The 16467-nt window shown below is 40.0% G+C and carries 16 protein-coding genes; 9 read left to right on the forward strand and 7 right to left on the reverse strand.

Annotation, left to right across the window (positions count from 1 at the left end; genetic code table 11):
* The first annotated feature begins 20 nt into the window (after positions 1–20).
* The 9 genes from AC1Z3T_RS13320 to AC1Z3T_RS13360 all read left to right on the forward strand — a co-directional run bounded on the left by AC1Z3T_RS13320 (position 21) and on the right by AC1Z3T_RS13360 (position 9218).
* On the forward strand, positions 21–773 hold the full coding sequence (locus AC1Z3T_RS13320) for an SDR family oxidoreductase (protein WP_100884521.1): 753 nt from the start codon (positions 21–23) through the stop codon (positions 771–773).
* Between the two features lie 26 nt (positions 774–799).
* On the forward strand, positions 800–1642 hold the full coding sequence (locus AC1Z3T_RS13325) for a fumarylacetoacetate hydrolase family protein (RefSeq protein ID WP_100884522.1): 843 nt from the start codon (positions 800–802) through the stop codon (positions 1640–1642).
* A 113-nt stretch (positions 1643–1755) separates the two neighbouring features.
* The gene (locus AC1Z3T_RS13330) at positions 1756–3033 is read left to right on the forward strand and encodes an L-fuconate dehydratase (RefSeq protein WP_004827672.1); all 1278 of its coding nucleotides are present in this window, start codon (positions 1756–1758) and stop codon (positions 3031–3033) included.
* Between the two features lie 230 nt (positions 3034–3263).
* Entirely contained in the window at positions 3264–4088 is an 825-nt protein-coding gene (locus AC1Z3T_RS13335) for an amidohydrolase family protein (RefSeq protein ID WP_046761375.1), read from the forward strand.
* 35 nt (positions 4089–4123) lie between these two features.
* Positions 4124–4906, forward strand: coding sequence for an SDR family oxidoreductase (locus AC1Z3T_RS13340; RefSeq protein ID WP_100884523.1), 783 nt, complete (start codon positions 4124–4126; stop codon positions 4904–4906).
* 29 nt (positions 4907–4935) lie between these two features.
* Positions 4936–5271: an L-rhamnose mutarotase gene (locus tag AC1Z3T_RS13345; RefSeq protein ID WP_483396687.1), complete on the forward strand. Its 336-nt coding sequence runs from the start codon at positions 4936–4938 to the stop codon at positions 5269–5271.
* A 25-nt stretch (positions 5272–5296) separates the two neighbouring features.
* A complete protein-coding gene (gene fucP, locus AC1Z3T_RS13350; protein ID WP_009585742.1) occupies positions 5297–6526 on the forward strand; it encodes an L-fucose:H+ symporter permease in 1230 nt (409 codons plus the stop codon).
* Positions 6527–6616: 90 nt separating this feature from the next.
* The gene (locus AC1Z3T_RS13355) at positions 6617–7933 is read left to right on the forward strand and encodes a carbohydrate porin (protein ID WP_100884524.1); all 1317 of its coding nucleotides are present in this window, start codon (positions 6617–6619) and stop codon (positions 7931–7933) included.
* Positions 7934–8213: 280 nt separating this feature from the next.
* On the forward strand, positions 8214–9218 hold the full coding sequence (locus AC1Z3T_RS13360; protein WP_005030994.1) for a GntR family transcriptional regulator: 1005 nt from the start codon (positions 8214–8216) through the stop codon (positions 9216–9218).
* A gap of 27 nt (positions 9219–9245) precedes the next feature.
* Here the strand turns inward: AC1Z3T_RS13360 and AC1Z3T_RS13365 are convergent, their stop codons facing one another.
* The 7 genes from AC1Z3T_RS13365 to AC1Z3T_RS13395 form a co-directional block, all read right to left on the reverse strand.
* Entirely contained in the window at positions 9246–10436 is a 1191-nt protein-coding gene (locus tag AC1Z3T_RS13365) for an ABC transporter substrate-binding protein (RefSeq protein ID WP_005030992.1), read from the reverse strand.
* 229 nt (positions 10437–10665) lie between these two features.
* On the reverse strand, positions 10666–11895 hold the full coding sequence (locus AC1Z3T_RS13370) for a carbohydrate porin (protein ID WP_483396688.1): 1230 nt from the start codon (positions 11893–11895) through the stop codon (positions 10666–10668).
* 267 nt (positions 11896–12162) lie between these two features.
* On the reverse strand, positions 12163–13131 hold the full coding sequence (locus AC1Z3T_RS13375; protein WP_046761381.1) for a CobW family GTP-binding protein: 969 nt from the start codon (positions 13129–13131) through the stop codon (positions 12163–12165).
* A gap of 2 nt (positions 13132–13133) precedes the next feature.
* A complete protein-coding gene (locus AC1Z3T_RS13380) occupies positions 13134–13430 on the reverse strand; it encodes a hypothetical protein (RefSeq protein WP_100884527.1) in 297 nt (98 codons plus the stop codon).
* A 19-nt stretch (positions 13431–13449) separates the two neighbouring features.
* Positions 13450–14199 carry an SDR family NAD(P)-dependent oxidoreductase gene (locus AC1Z3T_RS13385; RefSeq protein ID WP_005030985.1) on the reverse strand — a complete coding sequence of 250 codons (750 nt, stop codon included), beginning with the start codon at positions 14197–14199 and terminating at the stop codon, positions 13450–13452.
* Positions 14200–14286: 87 nt separating this feature from the next.
* Positions 14287–15057: an SDR family NAD(P)-dependent oxidoreductase gene (locus AC1Z3T_RS13390; RefSeq protein WP_100884528.1), complete on the reverse strand. Its 771-nt coding sequence runs from the start codon at positions 15055–15057 to the stop codon at positions 14287–14289.
* 10 nt (positions 15058–15067) lie between these two features.
* Entirely contained in the window at positions 15068–16447 is a 1380-nt protein-coding gene (locus AC1Z3T_RS13395; RefSeq protein WP_228153663.1) for an MFS transporter, read from the reverse strand.
* Between the last annotated feature and the right edge of the window lie 20 nt (positions 16448–16467).

Here is a 16467-nt window from a genome sequence, read left to right on the forward strand (position 1 = left end):
TAAAAAGCAGGGACGAAGGAATGAGATTGATAAATAAAACGTGTGTGATTACGGCAGCTGCTCAAGGAATTGGTAGAGCCACTGCATTAAGCTTTGCAAAAGAAGGTGCAAGGGTCATTGCTACGGACATTAATTTAGAACTGCTTGAAGAACTCAAAAGCCATTCTGACAATATTCAAGTGGAATATTTAGATATTACTAATCGTCAGCAAATTATTGAATTTTCAAAAAAATATCAGCAAGTTGATGTGTTGTTCAATTGTGCTGGTTGGGTTCCTGCAGGTTCAATCTTAGAATGTGATGAAACACAATGGCAGCGTGCTTTTACGATGAATGTCGATTCGATGTACCACATGATTCAGGCTTTTTTACCCACAATGTTAAAAAGTGCCACTGCTTCAATCATCAATATGTCATCTGCGGCATCAAGTATTAAAGGTGTACCGAATCGCTTTTCCTATAGTGTCACTAAAGCTGCAGTTATTGGTATGACCAAATCGATCGCAGCAGATTTTATCGGTCAAGGAATTCGTTGCAATGCGATCTGTCCGGGAACTGTAGACTCTCCATCACTACATGATCGTATTGAAACCCAAGCCAAAGAGCAAAATAAAACCATTGATGAAGTTTATGCTCAGTTTGTTGCTCGCCAACCGATGGGAAGAGTTGGTAAGGCCGAAGAAATAGCTGCATTAGCGCTTTATCTGGCAAGTGATGAATCCTCATTCACAACTGGAACCATCAATATGATTGATGGTGGTTGGTCAAATTAATTTTCAAACAGATCTAGGATAGAACAATGAAATTATTAAGATATGGTGTAAAAGGACAAGAAAAGCCAGGAATCTTAGACCCACAGGGACAAATTCGGGATTTGTCTTCAGTGGTTCAAGATATCAATGGTCAGGTGCTCGCCACCGAGTTAGATAAGATTCGAAATCTGGATCTATCGAGCCTGCCTTTGGTTGCCGAGGATGTGCGCCTTGGTGCATGTGTGGGTAATATTGGTAAATTTATCTGTATTGGTTTGAATTATTCTGATCATGCCGCGGAAACAGGTGCAGAAGTTCCTGCTGAACCAGTGATTTTCAATAAATGGACCAGTGCAGTGGTTGGACCAAATGATGATGTGGAAATCCCAAAGCATTCATTCAAAACCGATTGGGAAGTTGAGTTGGGTGTCGTTATTGCTAAAGATGGTCGTTACATCAGTAAAGAACAGGCAATGGACTATGTTGCAGGTTATTGTGTGATTAATGACGTTTCAGAGCGCGCATTTCAGCTTGAAGGCACAGGGACTTGGGACAAAGGCAAAGGTTGCGACACTTTTGGTCCAACAGGTCCATGGCTCGTGACCAAGGATGAGATCGAAAATCCACATCAGTTAAAAATTTGGTTAGAGGTGGATGGTCATCGTTATCAAGATGGCAGTACCAATACCATGATTTTTGATATACCCACCATTGTGAGTTATTTAAGCCAGTTTATGAGTTTACAGGCCGGTGATGTGATCTCTACGGGTACGCCACCTGGTGTAGGGCTTGGGCAAAAGCCACCTGTGTATTTAAAAGCAGGGCAAGTGATGCGATTGGGTATTGAGGGATTAGGCGAACAACAACAGAACGTTGTGAATGCTGAATAAGCCAGATTTATCTGAATAGATTTAATTTTTAAGTTACACAAACAAGGCATTTAAATTCGATGCCTTAGGAAGACTTGTCTTTAAAAAAGCTCAGCATTTAAAAAGGAATAGGAATGTTAAAGATAACGGATTTAGAAGTATTGGATATTCGTTTCCCCACTTCACAGCAATTGGATGGTTCAGATGCGATGAATCCAGATCCAGATTATTCAGCTGCCTATGTCATCTTAAAAACGGATCGTCCAGCGCTGACAGGACATGGTCTCACATTTACCATTGGTCGTGGTAATGAAATCTGCTGTGCAGCAATTGAAGCGATGCGCCATCTGGTGGTTGGTCTAGATATTGATGAGATTAAGAAAAATCCTGCCTTGATGTGGCGACATTTAACTTCAGATAGTCAACTCCGTTGGATTGGACCAGACAAGGGTGCGATGCATCTAGCGACTGGCGCAGTGGTAAATGCGATTTGGGATTTATGGGCAAAAAGTGAAGCTAAACCGGTTTGGAAACTGGTTGCGGATATGACCCCTGAACAATTAGTAAACTGTATTGATTTTCGTTATTTAACTGACTGTATCACGCCTGATGAAGCTTTGGACTTATTAAAGTCGAATGAAATTGGTAAAGCGCAACGTGAGAAAACTTTACTTTTAGAAGGTTATCCTTGTTATACGACTTCAGCAGGTTGGTTGGGGTATAGCGATGAAAAACTTGCGCGACTTTGCCAAGAGGCTGTGGATGAAGGCTTTAACTATATCAAATTAAAAGTAGGTCGCGATGTTGAGGAAGATAAACGTCGGGTCAAAATTGCACGTGAGATCATTGGTCCTGATCGTCACTTAATGATTGATGCCAATCAGATTTGGGAACGTGAGCAAGCCATTGAGTGGGTGAAGCAACTGGCATTTTCCAATCCATGGTTTATTGAGGAACCGACTTCACCCGATGATGTCGAAGCGCATCGTGCAATCCGATTTGCGATTCAGCCGATTCAAGTGGCGACAGGTGAAATGTGCCAGAATCGCATCATGTTTAAACAATTTATTATGCGTGAAGCGATTGATATTGTTCAAATTGATGCTTGTCGCATGGGTGGAATCAATGAAGTGCTAGCAGTATTGCTCATGGCAGCAAAATACAAACTCAAAGTTTGTCCGCATGCAGGTGGCGTAGGGCTGTGTGAATATGTTCAGCATCTTTCTATGATTGATTATTTATGGTTCTCAACCTCAAAAGAAGGTCGTGTCACAGAATACGTGGACCATTTGCATGAGCACTTTATCGATCCTTGTGTGATTCAAAATGCAGCTTATATGCCTCCAACTCTTGCAGGCTTCTCAATTGAAATGAAGCCAGCATCTATTGAGAAATATAGATTTAAGGGCTGATAGGCTGAATTTTTCAGTGACAAAAGTGATTCATGCTAAAGGAATGTAGCATGCAAATACGGTGAGATCAGCCTGATACACGAGAGTTAGACTCTAGTATCACAGGGCATGATTCACAAAGTAAAACGCGCTGATTTGTGGTTTTATCGTGGATGAGTTTTTAAGGATGATTTTACAGTTCATCCATTGAGAAAAGAATGAAACTGCATAAAGCCACAAGGAGTATATAAGTGATTGATAGCCATATTCATTTTTGGAAATACAATCCAGTTGAATTCCCTTGGATGACGGATGATTTAAGCGCCATTGCAAAAGACATGTCTCCTGAAGATTTGTTCATGCAATTGCCTGCCAGAATAGAAGGTTTGATCGCTGTTCAGGCAAGACCGTCTTGGGAGGAAAATGAATATCTGAATGGACTGGCAGAGCAACATTCGATTATCAAAGGCATTGTGGCATGGTTTGATTTTAAAAAAGACGCTGAAATGCAGTTGGAAAAATTCAAACAAAATAAGCGGATAAAAGGCTTTCGTCACATGCTTCAAGATGAGCCTGATCCTACAGCCTATATGTTGAACAACCACCAATTTAATCTGGGCGTAGAAAAAATTCAGCAAGCTGAGTTGCTTTATGGTGTTTTGATTCATCAGAAAGATTTGGATGCAGCCGTAAAATTTTCCCAACGACATGATCAATATGCGTTGGTGATTGATCATTTAGCCAAGCCACAGATCTATTCCAGTGATGGTTTTACTGTGTGGAAAAAGAACATGAAAGAATTAGCCGCATTAGCACATGTGAACTGCAAAATTTCAGGTTTGGTGACAGAGGCGGGTGCACACTGCAAAGCACAAGATTTTCAAGCCCACCTTGATATTGCCTTAGAACTCTTTGGTCCTGAACGCTTGCTTTGGGGATCGGATTGGCCTGTTTCTTTTGCGACCCATCGCTATGACACATTGTTGGCATTTTGGGATGAATGGACACGCAACTGGAGTGACTCAGAACGTAAACAAGTCGAAACAGATACACCTAAACGCTTATATAAGCTATGAAATTTAAAAGATTTTAAATGTAGGAGATAGGAAAGATGGATTTACACCTCAAAAATAAAGTCTTTATCGTTACAGGTGGTGGTGCCGGAATTGGTGGGGCAATTTCATTATTACTGGCACAAGAGGGTGCAACGGTTGCCATTTTTGGTCGTTCAGCCCTGAGTTCAGAATTCGAAGCATCTTTACAGGAAACACAGACGAACTACTCCTTTCATCAACTGGACTTGACCGATGAAAAAGCCTGCCAAGAAAACGTTCAGAAGGTTATTGATTTATATGGACGTCTAGATGGCTTAGTCAACAATGCTGGAATAAATGACAATGTCGGACTTGAAGACAGTATTGATGCGTTTAGAAAGTCCTTAGATAAAAACCTGATTCATTATTTTACAATGGCGCACTTTTGCATACCGCATCTCAAACAAAGCAAAGGCAGCATCGTCAATATCGGCTCTAAAGTTGCAGTCACAGGGCAGGGACATACCAGTGGTTATGCAGCAGCAAATGGCGGTCGATTGGCTTTGACACGAGAGTGGGCTGCGCAATTTAAAGATGATGGGGTGAGGGTCAATGCGGTTTTACCTGCTGAAGTCATGACACCACTGTATCAACGTTGGGTGGATAGCTTTGATAACCCGACCCAGAAATTAGCACAAATTACCCAAAATATTCCGTTTGGTCATCGTATGACGACGACCCATGAAATTGCAGATACCACGGTATTTTTACTGTCTGATCGTTCCTCGCATACCACTGGACAACTTTTATATGTTGATGGCGGTTATACCCATTTAGATCGTGCCTTAGATCAAGATTAAGACAGATATGCCGAAAACTGGAGCGAAAGATGAAACGCTATTGTTTGGCTTTAGACCTTGTGAACGATGCTGAAAAGATCCAGCAATATCAACAGTATCATCAAAAAGTATGGCCAGAAATCACCACCAATATTCGCAATCGTGGTGTGTTGGATATGCAGATTTGGCAAGTCGAAAATCGCCTTTTTATGATTATGGAAACCACTGACGATTATGACGCTGACCTAGCACAAAGTGTTGCAGTTTCAGAACCGAAAAATCTTGAGTGGGAAACTTTGATGTCGCAATACCAGCAAGTACTGCCAAGTACAAAACCTGGTGAAAAATGGATCGAAATGGAAAAAATATTTGATCTAAAACAATAATCCGAATGATATAAGGAATTCAGCCATGAAGGCAAAAATTACAGAACCCCAATTTAGGATGGGGTTGATATTGGTCACGACACTCTTCTTTATGTGGGGATTGTCGTATGGTTTGGTCGATGTTTTAAATAAACATTTTCAGGAAGCTTTGCATATTTCTAAAGCACAATCGGGGCTGATTCAGGCTGCTTATTTTGGTGCCTATTTTGTGATTGCTCTACCTGCAGGTTTATTTATTGAAAAAAGAGGTTATAAAGCAGGGATTATTCTCGGTCTTTCCCTTTATGCAATCGGGGCGCTGCTCTTTGTTCCTGCGGCTAATATGATGACATTTAGCTTTTTCCTATTTGCATTATTTGTACTGGCTCTAGGATTAGGATGTTTGGAAACGGCTGCAAATCCTTACTCATCTGCATTGGGAGATCCGTCGACTGCTGAACAGCGGCTTAATTTATCTCAGTCTTTTAATGGCTTGGGACAATTTTTTGGTCCGTTGATTGGAGGTTTGTTCTTCTTTAATTCGGTTGAAGGTGACAGTGCTGCAAGTTTTGATGCTGTGACTTATACCTATGTCGGTATTGCTGCAATTGTTATTGTTTTGATTGTATTTTTTGCTAAAGCAAAACTTCCTGATCTACGTGAAAACGAAGCGAAATTGGATGCAGCCAATCTTCAAAATAATAGTGCATCGATGTGGTCACATTCAGAATTTAAATTTGGTGTTATTACGCTGTTTTTCTATGTCGCAGCACAGGTTGGCGTAGGTGCATTTTTTATTAACTTGGTGGTTGAAACTTGGCCACAGAGTTCAAGCCAACAAGGCGCATATTTCTTATCTATTGCCATGCTGGCTTTTTTGATCGGGCGATTTGTCAGTACTGGCATCATGTCGAAAATCTCCGCGAATCATTTGTTGTTGATTTATGCCGTAATTAACAGTGTGCTGTGTGTCGTGATTTTATCTGGCGCTGAATATATTTCAGTGATTGCAGCGATTGGCATCTTCTTCTTTATGTCGATTATGTTCCCGACCATTTTTGCGATGGGTGTTAAGAATCTCGGTTCTAAAACAAAAATCGGCAGCTCATTTATGATCATGGCGATTGTGGGCGGTGCGATTATGCCTTTTTTCATGGGGAAATTGGCTGATCACTATGGAACACACATTGCCTATGTATTGCCATTGATCTGCTTCCTAATCGTAATTTTTTATGCGAAAAGCTACCAAAAAATCACACTGGCACAAGTCAATTAATAACCGAATTTTATCGCATTGAACGCGATAAATAAGAGAAAACCGCCATTTAATCATAAGGGCGAAGATAAGATCATTAAGGACAATATCATGAAAATTCAAAATGGAAGTCGTAGAAAAGTACAACTCACAATCATTGCATTATCAAGTGGGTTAACGATGAACGCTGCAATCGCAGCAGATGCTTTTCGTGTAGATAGCCCGTGGATGTTTGGAGATTGGAACGGTAAAAGAACCCAGTTAAAAGATCAAGGCTATGACTTTAATGTGGGGTATACAGGTGAGTTTGCAGGTGTCATGAGTGCTGATCGTGATGGCAAGGGCAATGCTTATGCAGATCAATGGGCTTTTGGTGCAAACTTTGATTTAAATAAGATATTGGGGTGGCGTGATACAGAAGCAAAAATTGTCATCACCCATCGTGGTGGAAAAGCACTCAATACCGAAGCCGATGTCATGGCGCCACAATTTAACCAGACGCAAGAAGTATATGGTCGAGGTCAAACTTGGCGTTTAACGGACCTCTGGATTAAAAAGAAATTTGTTGATCAGCGTTTGGATATCAAGTTGGGACGCTTTGGTATTGGTGAAGACTTTGCTGGATTTGATTGTGAATTTCAAAACCTTGCTTTATGTGGTGGTCAGGTTGCAAACTGGGCTGGAGATCAATGGTACAACGGTCCTGTGAGCCAATGGGCAGGGCGAGTTAAATACAATATTCATCCAGAATTAGCCGTTCAAATGGGAATATATGAACGCAATACTGTTAACGCCAATGCGACTACGGCAAGTGATGGTTTTAATTTAAGTACTGATGGTTCAGATGGTGCTGTGATTCCATTGGAAATTGTCTGGCAACCGAAAAAAACCAGTGCAAATTTAAGTTTACCGGGAGAATACCGACTTGGTTACTTTACCAGTACTGTGGACACACAGAATGTACAGGTGGATTATTCAGTTCCGGGAATTTCCCAAAAGTTTGATGCTGATAATCATAAATGGGCGGCTTGGCTTTCAGCAAAGCAGCAATTGACTCGTCACCATGGCGATGAATCTCGTGGTTTGACCTTGATGGGACAAGCGACATTTTATGATGATAAAACCAGTGCCTATAGTGATGCGCAAAATATTGCAGTGGTCTACAAGGGATTATTTGATGCTCGCCCAAGCGATGAAATTGGAATTGGTTTAGCGAGGATTGGTGTAAATACAGATGCAATAAAGTTTAAAGGCAAAGTCAACAATGAAAAGTTTGATGATGAGTTGGATGCAGAAATTTATTATGGCTTAAAAGCCGCTCCTTGGTTAACAGTGCGTCCAAATATTCAATATGTCAAAAATATTGGTGCCAATAAAGCCTATGGTGATGCGTGGGTAGGTGGCGTGAAATTTAATATGAATTTCTAATGCTGCACTACTTTAAATTTTGTTGTTATTGAAAATAGAAAAGTTACCTTGAATCATAGCGTTGTCGGGTTGTGATTAAAATAGGTAACTTTTTCTTTTGTTACGCCATATGAATTTTTATATTTGGCTATATTGACCTTTTTAAGATATAACATGAAAGCCAATTGAATCTGAGTCATTGTTTTCTAAAATTGTTTTGATCACATTGTCTAGCTTGATCATTATTGGTGTAAATTATGATTTACTAGATTCCAGTCCATTTTAAATTGTATATCCTGTTATGACGGCTCAAACATTTTCTCAGGCAAATTCACGCTATCAAAGTATTTTTGAGACTTTGCAAAATGTGATTCGCAGTCATACGCTTTCCACTGGCGTTGTTCTGTTAGAAGGACCGCTCTCGAATATTTTTAATACTAGCCGTGTTCCTGTTCGTAAGGCATTACAACTTTTATTTGATCAACAATTAATTTCACGTTTTGAAGGTCGAGGTTATTTGGTTAACCCAGAACAATCAAATGATATTGAACCGATTAGACTGGAGATCACTCGAGAATTATTGGGGCTAGCATCTGATGAGGACATTATTGATACCCGTTTATTAAGCGATAAAGTCTATGATGAGCTGTATCAATGCATATCTTATATTATTTTACATGGACACTATCGACTTGATGAACAGCGCATTGCTGAGCATTTTAATGTGGGACGCAATGTTGTACGTGAGGCATTAAAAAGTCTACATTTACAAGGCTTAGTCGAAAAAGAGGCATACGGAGATTGGCTTGCTGGTCCATTAACTGCACAAAGCGTAATCGAAAACTATGAACTGCGCTTAATTCTTGAACCATTGGCGCTAAAAGCCAATATTCATCATATTTCTTATGACGATATTCAGCAGATGTTAAATCGTATTCGCTATGCACAAACCCATAAACAGGATGTGAATGCCTCATTGATCCAACAGATTGAAGCTGATCTGCATCAAACCTTGTGCAATATCAAATGGCATAATCAGAAAATGGCAAATATTTTATACAATGCGCAGAGCTCTATTTTGATTAGCCGAGTGATCCATGATGCGATTCATCTGAGCAATTATGAGTTGATGTTAGAAGAACATAACGCAATTCTAGAAGCCTTGTTGTGTGGCTCGATAGATCAAGGCTTGGAATATTTAGAAAAGCATTTGATTAATGCAAAAAAGCGTTCGGTTGAATATTTAAAAGTCTTTTCAATTATTCCTGAACCGAATATTCCTCCATATCTAGAAAGAATTTCCTAATCATTTAAATGGAATAGCGATCGTAGCCTAGTGTTGCATCAAGTTTTTCCATTTTCTGACTAAGTAGTTGTGTTCATCCATAACAGAATTCCAGACTCCGATATGCCCCATTCTTTCTATATAGGAACCGCCTTGGCGCAGCATACCTTTTTTAATTAAAGGTTGTTGATCAATTCCCATTAACGCTTCCGCAGCAGGTTTACCCATATACCAAAAATCCCATTCAGCCGAGCTTAAATATTCTCGTGCTCGCAGTGGATTGGAAATATACATGCCTTGTCTTGCCATCATGGCACCTGCCCAACCATCAAGCCACCAGTTGAGATACGCATAAGCATGATCTTTCATTTGTCCCTGCAAATTTCGAGATAATGCCAATCCGCCAAACCAAGCACGGTATCCTTCTACAGGTTTTGCAATTTTAAAATCTCGTTTTGCTTTTAGTAATTTGATCAGTGCGGGGTACCATAAACTGCCGATATGAATATTTTGATCGACAATTAAATTATAAGCATGTGCATCATCAGCCCAAAAATCTTTGAAATGTTGTTGCTGTTTAAGCTCAAGTAAGATTGAAGTCAATTGATCAATTTCAGATAAAGATAAATTACCTATATCTTTAAACTGCAATTGACCCGAACCCTGTACTGCCATTGCTAAATCGAGTGCACCAATCGCAGCATCGTTTTGTACCGTGACACAACCATTCCAATTTTGCTCTAATAGCCATGCCCAACTTTCGGGTTGATCATGTAAGTTTTTAGGTAAAAATTTTGGAAAATAAATAAAACTGTCTACATTGTGGGTAAGGGGAAGCATGCTGATATATTCAGATTCCTGACTACTCAACGTACCATCTTTTTGTACATATAATCGTTGACTTGGAACGCCACCTTTTGCCAACGGTTGATCAGCAAGTAAAGTTCCTTTCTTTGCTAAATCATTGACTTCATCCCAGCGGTGAATTTTCTTAATTTCTATGGGCTGAATGGACCTGACTGGCCAAACAAAATCAATATTATGGAACCATTGATCATAAAGGTCATATTGATCTGGATTTAATACTGCAATACGTTGTGCGGTTTGAGGGTCGTGAATTTGATATTCAATATCAAAACCAAGATCTATTTCAGCTTGTTTTCTTATTGCTTCAATTAGGGTGACTGAAGTACCTAAGACCCTTAAAGTCGGTTTAGATGATGTTTTCAAAGTATGCATTATCCTGCTTTTTTAGGGACAAACGACCATTACAAACGTTGTCTTTAAACCAAAAATATGATTTAAAACCCTTAGAACTGATCATCATGATCAAGCTTAAGTATTGTATATGCTGATTTTACTTTTTTGTAAATGACAGGCTTTTGCTGACTATAACTTAGCTTTAAGTTAAAACGTAGTGTATACAAGTCACTACGTTTTAACTTGGTGGAGTGCTGTTGAAGCCATGTTAAAAGTTTAGATTAAACTTTAACCCAGCTACCCAGGCATCACCCTGATTTTTATTTGCGCCAATACGGTCAATATATTGCAGGTTGGGGCGCACTTTAAGCCACGGTGTTGCGAGCAGACTATAATACAATTCAGCATTGATCTCGTTATTCAAATGGGGATTTTGCCGACTGTCGACAGCAATTCGTGATATACCTAGCCCAATTTCATCTTGTTTACGCTGATCAAATAGACCTTTATAAGTCACAGCAAGTGTTTCTGCATCATTAAAAATACTGGTTTTATTGTCATAAACAGCAACTTGCCCCATCAATGTTAAACCTCGATTTACATCGCCAGCATGGCTTGTTAACTGTTGCTTGGCTGAAATCCAAGTCCCGTTCTTATGTTCTTTACGATCGTTTTGGATTTGCACGTTTGTTACATCAGCTGTGCTGTAGTAATAACCTAAACGATATTCACCAGCCAAGTTTTGAATTAAATTTTCAGATTTCCAAATCAGCTCTATTGGAAGCAGTGCGCCCTTGGAACCATCTGTACTCAGGTTAAAGCCTTTGCTTCTTTTTAGATTTTCAGGATTGTATTCATAGACACCAACTTGCGCTGATAAATTTGGAGAGATATTCCATTTAACACGAGTTGCCCATTGGCTTACAGGACCGTTATACCATTGATCTCCTGACCAATGTCCAATTTGACCTGCACATAGAGCAAGATTTTGAAATTCACAATCAAAACTGGCAAAGTCTTCTCCTTCACCAAATCGTCCGATTTTTACATCTAACTTCTGGTCGAAGAATTTCTTTTTAATCCATAAGTCCGTTAAACGCCATGTTTGTCCTCGACCATACACTTCTTGAACTTGACTGATATGTGGAGACAACACCTGTGACTTATTTTCAACTTGCTGACCTGAGCGATAAGTAATATTGATCAACGCTTCAGTATCGTTCCAATCCAAAATTTTATTTAAGTCAAAATTTCCCAAAAAGCTCCATTGATCTGCATAAGCCGAGTCTTTTTCACTACTGATTTGGGTATCAAGTACGGTTGCACCTTGCCCCGTATAACTTATGCCAAAATCATAGCCTTTTTCAATTAAAGCTGTACGTTGACCTTGTCCATCGCCCAACATCCATGGGCTGTCACTTGCAAAAGCATTTTTTGCATAAATAGATGATGTTGATGATAATCCTGCGAATGTAATTGCCCATACGATTTTTTTCATTTTTTGCACCTTATTTTTGAGTAACTCATGTTCTTTTCTCGATAAAAAAAACAGAAGATTTAAACGTTCAGTATCCCTACTTTATGAATTGTTTTAGTCCATGATGGCTCCTTAAACTTTGCTCTATTTATTTTTTAGAAGTCGTGTGAATTCTGAGAAAACTGAAAATTTGGGTCTATAAAAAAAGGCTTTTTAGCCAAATCAAGACGCAGAAACCCTATTCCATGCTTTAAAAAACATAGAACTCTAAATGCTTTAGTAATTAACTTAGTTCAGCTTTTCCATAAAAATTTGAAATGACTTTTTTATCTGTTCAAGATCAACATGTCTCACAATCATGACAATACGTGAATAGTGATCTTCCCACGGCCATTGAGCTAAATGCTCTGGTGGGTATAAACAGTGTTGTACGCCGTGAATCAAAACAGGTTGGTCAAATTCAGTTAAGTTTAAAATCCCTTTTATCCGTAGAATATTTTCACCATATTGTTTGAGTAATAGATTTATCCATAGTCCGAATACCATCCAATCCAGTTTTGTTGTCCATTCCAGCACGCAACTTTGAGTCATTGCATGCTGGTCTTGTTGAGTTTTTAGAAAAAATTGCGGTCGTGAAAGATGTTGTTGCTGCGCTAAATCTTGAGAAAAAATGTCATCAACGCAATCAATTTGATTGATGGATTGAATATTCACTTCAGGGTGAAGCTGTTGGATTTTCTCAGATAAAAGCTGTTGTGTTGAAAGATCAACCCGATCAGTCTTACTCAAAATAATCTGATGTGCAGCAACGACTTGGGTTAACCATTCTGGATGCAACCTAGCCTGTAAATGACCTAACTCGGCATCAACAACCGTACTTAAGCCATGTACATAAAACTGATTTTTAATATGTGTATCATGATGAATTGTATTTAAAATCGCTGCTGGATTAGCTAAACCTGTGGTTTCAATAATGACACGCTTAAAATCTGGAATCTCTCCCTGTTTACGTTGTTGTAAGAGTTTTAACAAGCTATCTTTTAAATCGGTTAAAACACTGCAACACATACAACCATTGGCGAGCAAATAGGTATTCTCAGCGACTGTTTGTACCAACAGATGATCAATACCGACTTCACCCAATTCATTAATTAAAACGATCGTGCTGTCATTTTGTGTTTGTGTCAGTAGTTTTTTTATCAACGTGGTTTTTCCACTGCCTAAAAAACCAGTCACAATATGCACAGGTATCGTCATATTTATAAAGCCTCTAAATGTGATAACAGTCGAGGATCAAGAACATCTATTTTTTGCCCCGTTAATTGCTGGATTTCGTTCCATAATTGATCAAGCCCATTGGCAATACTTTGTTTGCCGGTAGGTGTTTGAATTAGATAATTCACGCCCTGAAAGTCAGTAATTGATAAGCGATAGGGTGCAGTAATGTGATTAAGCATTTTAATTTTACGTAAACGCTCTCGCCGTCTAGGCAGATCAGAACTTAGGCTGTCTGTCCAATCCTGTTGTTCACCTATCAATCCACATAATCCACACATTGCACTATTACTCCATTGATTAAGGCATCACATCGCCACTGTTTGGTCCGAGTGTCTGACCCACGTACAAATTACCGCCAGGATCCGACGCCAATAAAATTACGGTTGGCGCAATTTCTTCAGCTGTTCCAAAACGCCCCAAAGGTAATTGTTTGGCTTTTTCATCTTTCCAGCTTTGGCTAATACCATCGACCAGTGGTGTGGCGATTGGACCCGGTGCTATTGCATTGACCAATACATTATCTTTAGCGACTTCTTGAGCTAAAGATTTGGTAAAACCGATTACACCGGCTTTGGCTGCGCAATAATGTGCCAGTTCAATCCCGCCTTTAATCCCAAGTTGGGAGGAAATATTAATAATACGCCCCCATTTTTGCTTGATCATATGAGGTAAGGCCCGTTGACTGGTTAAAAACACACTGGTTAAGTCAATACGAAGCATGTCGTCCCACATTTTCTTGCTGAGTTCTGTACACGGGGCTTGGGTTAAAATGCCTGCGTTATTGACTAAAACATCTATTCCACCATAGGTTTCAACACAGCAATCCACAGTTTGATGCGCACCTTGTTCAGTGCCCAGATCTGCGATAATGGTGGTCACTTGCGTAGCAAATTGGCGGCAGAGCAGGGCAATTTGTTCTAGACCTTCAGCATTTAAATCGCATAACACCAAACGGCTATTTTGCTTAGCAAATGCTTGTGCAATCGCAGCACCAATACCACTGGCGGCTCCCGTCACCACAACACGACATTCATTTAATGGTTTCATGTATTCTTCCAATAAAAAGAACAGCTTGACCTCATCAATAAATTTCAAAATCAAGCTTGTTCAACATATGAGTAGGGGGATTGTTGATTAATCAGGCCAACGAATGGTTAGCCCACCATCAACAATAATGCTTTGTCCTGTGATATAGCTGGCATCATCACTGGTTAAGAAGCGAACCAGTTTGGCAACTTCATCGGCACGACCGACACGTCCTAAGGGAATTTTCTGTCCAGCAAGTTTTAAACCTTCAGGACCAAGAGAATTTTGCGCATCTAAGGATTGTGGGGTTTCAATCAAACCGGGAATAACCGCATTACAACGAATTCCTCTAGGTGCCAATTCAACAGCCAAAGATCTACATAAGCCGGGGATACCTGCTTTGGCAGCAGCATAATGGCTATGTGCTTGCCAACCATAAACACCCCCTGCGATAGAGGAAATGGCAACCATTGCACCTGAACTTTGCATATATAGACTTGCTGCACGGAAGGTACGCATTACACCAGTTAAATCAACATTTAACATTTCATTCCATGCTTGATCTGTCATGTCGATGATTGAGCTTTGACGTAACAAACCTGCATTGGCAATCGCATAATCTAAGCGCCCAAAATGTGTTATTGCACTTTGTACTGCGCTTTGTACAGACTCAGTATCGGTCACATCTACTGCAACCATGACACATTGTCCGCCTGCCTCTTTGACCAGTTGTTCAGTGATGTTTGGGTCATGTGGATCTTTCTCAAAATAACCGCCAACTACTCGAATATTCTGTTTTGCATATGCAACAGCCAAAGCTTGTCCAATCCCACTGGCAGCTCCAGTAATAAATGCTACGGGAGTATTGTTTAAATTCATGCTCATTTCCTTATTTCACATCTTCAGGTTTTACATGGCGTGCCATAAGCATGACCAAACCAGACAAGAAGCAAGGTAGGGCACCAAACCAAATTGCCGCACTTGCCCAAGCTCCACCACCAGTGAGAATACTGGTGATACCTGCACCAGCTAAAATTGCACCGATCGGTCCCATCGCATGCACAATTGCGCCACCCGTTGCGCGTATGCGTGTTGGAAAAGATTCCCCCATAAAAAACAACATTGCAGAGTAAGGACCTGTTAAGAAAAATAAACCAACACTATAAAGGGCGACCACTGTGACCAGGTCATGAGAAGCAACGATCATGGCATAGAACGCCACACCACCACACATCCAACCCATGGCAACAGTATTACGACGACCAATACGATCTCCTAACCAACCGTGAACCAAATAGCCAACAAAACCGATCAGATTCGAGAGAATCAAAATGATTAAGGAGTTTTGAAAAGACAAGTTGTGAACATTCACCAACACAGATGTTCCCAATACACTAAAGACTTGGATGGCAGACCAGTTCAGCAAAATCGCTAAACTTAGTACTAATGTTGGGCGTAATGCCGAACCTTTAAAAGCAGCCATCACGCCCACTTTTTGTTGTTCTGGGTCATCTAAATGGTACTGACGAGCCAATTGATCTGCTTGTTCATTTTCGCCAGACTGTTTCAGTTGATTAATTTTTTGCACAACTTGAAACTGGGGACTTTCTTTTAAATTTCTGGCTAGAAAAGCAATGATAAATGCTGGAATAGCAGCAAAAATAAAACAACCTTGCCAACCCACATAAGGAAGTAAAATTGCAGTCAATGCTGCTGCAAGTAATGCCCCTACAGGCCAGCCACTTTGCACCAAAGAGTAGATAAAGCCTTTACGTTTTTGAAATTTTTCATCTTTTGACGTGGCATACATTTCGGTGAGATAAGTTGCATTTACCCCTTCTTCGGCATAACCCAGACCAGCAACAGAACGAATGGCAACCAGTGAGCTTTTTCCAACTCCTGCCATGGCGGTCATCGCTGTAGCGATTGCTGTACCTGTCATGGTGAAAATAATCCCTTTACGCCGACCAATACGATCTACAATTGGTCCAATAGCGAACGCAACAATTGCACCGCCGATGGCAATCCAAGTGACTAAACTGGCTTGTTCAGCTTCATTCCAGTTGAAATGACCGCCCATGACAGGCAATAAAGTACCAAACAAAATAAAGTCATAAACTGCAAACACCCATGCAAAAAAAGCAATCCAAGATGCATAAGTGATATCTTTTTGCTGAATTTGCTCAGGATGCCAGTTGATTAATTTATCTTGCGAAGCAGCCTGATTCACATCAATGCTGCTTTTAACATCTATGTTTTCGCTCATCATTCCTTTTCCTTCTATGGAAT

It is taken from the genome of Acinetobacter sp. B-6, assembly GCF_056930735.1.

Coding starts and splice junctions, on each gene's coding strand:
- AC1Z3T_RS13330 (WP_004827672.1), top strand. CDS start 1,756: ATGTTAAAGATAACGGATTTAGAAGTATTGGATATTCGTTTCCCCACT.
- AC1Z3T_RS13320 (WP_100884521.1), top strand. CDS start 21: ATGAGATTGATAAATAAAACGTGTGTGATTACGGCAGCTGCTCAAGGA.
- AC1Z3T_RS13385 (WP_005030985.1), bottom strand. CDS start 14,199: ATGAAACCATTAAATGAATGTCGTGTTGTGGTGACGGGAGCCGCCAGT.
- AC1Z3T_RS13380 (WP_100884527.1), bottom strand. CDS start 13,430: ATGTGTGGATTATGTGGATTGATAGGTGAACAACAGGATTGGACAGAC.
- AC1Z3T_RS13390 (WP_100884528.1), bottom strand. CDS start 15,057: ATGAATTTAAACAATACTCCCGTAGCATTTATTACTGGAGCTGCCAGT.
- AC1Z3T_RS13375 (WP_046761381.1), bottom strand. CDS start 13,131: ATGACGATACCTGTGCATATTGTGACTGGTTTTTTAGGCAGTGGAAAA.
- AC1Z3T_RS13360 (WP_005030994.1), top strand. CDS start 8,214: ATGACGGCTCAAACATTTTCTCAGGCAAATTCACGCTATCAAAGTATT.
- AC1Z3T_RS13395 (WP_228153663.1), bottom strand. CDS start 16,447: ATGATGAGCGAAAACATAGATGTTAAAAGCAGCATTGATGTGAATCAG.
- AC1Z3T_RS13345 (WP_483396687.1), top strand. CDS start 4,936: ATGAAACGCTATTGTTTGGCTTTAGACCTTGTGAACGATGCTGAAAAG.
- AC1Z3T_RS13340 (WP_100884523.1), top strand. CDS start 4,124: ATGGATTTACACCTCAAAAATAAAGTCTTTATCGTTACAGGTGGTGGT.
- AC1Z3T_RS13325 (WP_100884522.1), top strand. CDS start 800: ATGAAATTATTAAGATATGGTGTAAAAGGACAAGAAAAGCCAGGAATC.
- AC1Z3T_RS13365 (WP_005030992.1), bottom strand. CDS start 10,436: ATGCATACTTTGAAAACATCATCTAAACCGACTTTAAGGGTCTTAGGT.
- AC1Z3T_RS13370 (WP_483396688.1), bottom strand. CDS start 11,895: ATGAAAAAAATCGTATGGGCAATTACATTCGCAGGATTATCATCAACA.
- AC1Z3T_RS13355 (WP_100884524.1), top strand. CDS start 6,617: ATGAAAATTCAAAATGGAAGTCGTAGAAAAGTACAACTCACAATCATT.
- fucP (WP_009585742.1), top strand. CDS start 5,297: ATGAAGGCAAAAATTACAGAACCCCAATTTAGGATGGGGTTGATATTG.